The 1606-nt window shown below is 64.6% G+C and carries 1 protein-coding gene and 1 pseudogene; both read left to right on the top strand.

The genetic code is table 11. The features are described 5' to 3' along the window. Nucleotides 1-649: 649 nt before the first annotated feature. Nucleotides 650-1144, top strand: a pseudogene (locus AC629_RS43870) (LPD29 domain-containing protein); the annotation flags it as partial. 3 nt (nt 1145-1147) lie between these two features. After that, on the top strand, nt 1148-1474 hold the full coding sequence (locus AC629_RS43875; protein ID WP_084810785.1) for a hypothetical protein: 327 nt from the start codon (nt 1148-1150) through the stop codon (nt 1472-1474). Nucleotides 1475-1606: the final 132 nt, after the last annotated feature.

Genomic DNA, 1606 nt, shown 5'->3' on the forward strand with positions numbered 1-1606 from the left:
ATATCAATCATTTATACCTCGTGGTTACAAAGTTACAGAGTTACAGCATCGCGCGCATGTGCGCGCGCGCACGCGAGATAGGACGCGGATCGGCTGTAACCTGTAACCAAACCCGCTATGTTGCTGATTTTGCTGATATAATCCGGTTACAATTACTGTAACCGCTTGTAACCGGCTGTAACCAGCCCGCGCCCCGCGCCTCGATCCCCTGCACTCTCTCACCCCGAACGCGGAGTTAAGTGATCCATTGTCGGGTTGCGGGGCGGGGCAGGACCGGGGCCGGGGTGCGAGGGGGCGGCGGGCGAGCTGGCGCGCGTTCATGGTTCAGCCTCGATTTTTCAGCGGAACGGAAGGGGAAGAGACATGCGGACGCGCGCGAGGCGCGCGACCTGGGCGCTGCGCTATTCGGCGCTGGCGCGCCGGCGCAGTCGCCGTGCCCGCTGCGGCATCATGACTCAGGGCCACAGCGCGATTTTGTTTTTCTAGGGTGTTGTACCCTAGGGTATTAAACCCTAACATCAGGGCGAGGTCAGGGCACGGCGCCCGGCCCACTGATGGAGATCCGAGATGACGCAAGCCCGCTACATTTCCTGCGCTGAAACTGCGAAGCTGATCCGCGCGGCGCTCAAGAAGAACTTCCCCCCGCACCAAGTTCTCGGTGAAGTCCAAGACCTACAGCGGCGGCGCCTCGATCACCGTCGGCTGGATCGACGGCCCAACCGCGAAGCTGGTCGAGAGTGTCACCGGCGCCTATGCCGGCGGCGGCTTCGACGGCATGATCGACCTCGCCTATAGCAACTACGCCTGGTTGATGCCGGACGGCACCGCGGCGTTCGCCAAGACGCGCGGCACCGCCGGCAGCATGGGCACCGTGCCGAGCGCACAGCAAATGCAACCCTCGTTCAAGTCGGAGCTGGTGCGGTTCGGCGCCGACTACGTGTTCACCGAGCGGCGCTATTCGCCGGCGTTCTATGAACGGGCAGCCTCGAAGGTGGCGCGGAAGTACGGCGAAGATCTCGCCGTCAAGGTCTCGGACTGGGGCACGCCGATGCTGGCCCGCGACATCATGGTCGATGGCGCGGCCGAATGGGCAAGCACGCTGGTTTACCAAGAGCTGGCGCGGCGCATGCCGGCGGAGGTCTGAGCCATGAAGCCACTTTGGAAGATCGTCGGCGCGGGCAAGAGCGGAGGGACATGCACCCTCCGCGTTCGCGCATCCGACTACAGCGAGGCGCGCCAAGTCGCCGCCGCTCGCGGCGTGGCGCAGATCCGTGACGTCGTCCTGATCGAGGAGCCGCCGGCCGAGCAAACGCCGGCCGGCCTTCAGATCGTCCTGCCCGGTGCCGAGCGCGACGCCGGCGCCAGCCTGGTGCGCAACCAGGCCGCAAGGGCGATGCGCCCATTGAAGCCGCAGAAGGCTTGCGACGTCGGCTTGTTCGATGATACCGCCCGCGATCAACTGCCATTGCTGTGAGGGGAGCCATGGACGAGGACTATATCCGCGAGATCTTAGCGGCCGTGCCGGCGGGATTGACACGCACACAATTTCGGGAGCGTTGCCGGCTGGATGTGAACGCGGGCTACCGCGTTGAGGTCGAGGAGGCCG

This window comes from Bradyrhizobium sp. NAS80.1 (genome assembly GCF_001908205.1).
Taxonomy (GTDB): domain Bacteria; phylum Pseudomonadota; class Alphaproteobacteria; order Rhizobiales; family Xanthobacteraceae; genus Bradyrhizobium.

Coding starts and splice junctions, on each gene's coding strand:
- AC629_RS43875 (WP_084810785.1), top strand. CDS start 1,148: ATGAAGCCACTTTGGAAGATCGTCGGCGCGGGCAAGAGCGGAGGGACA.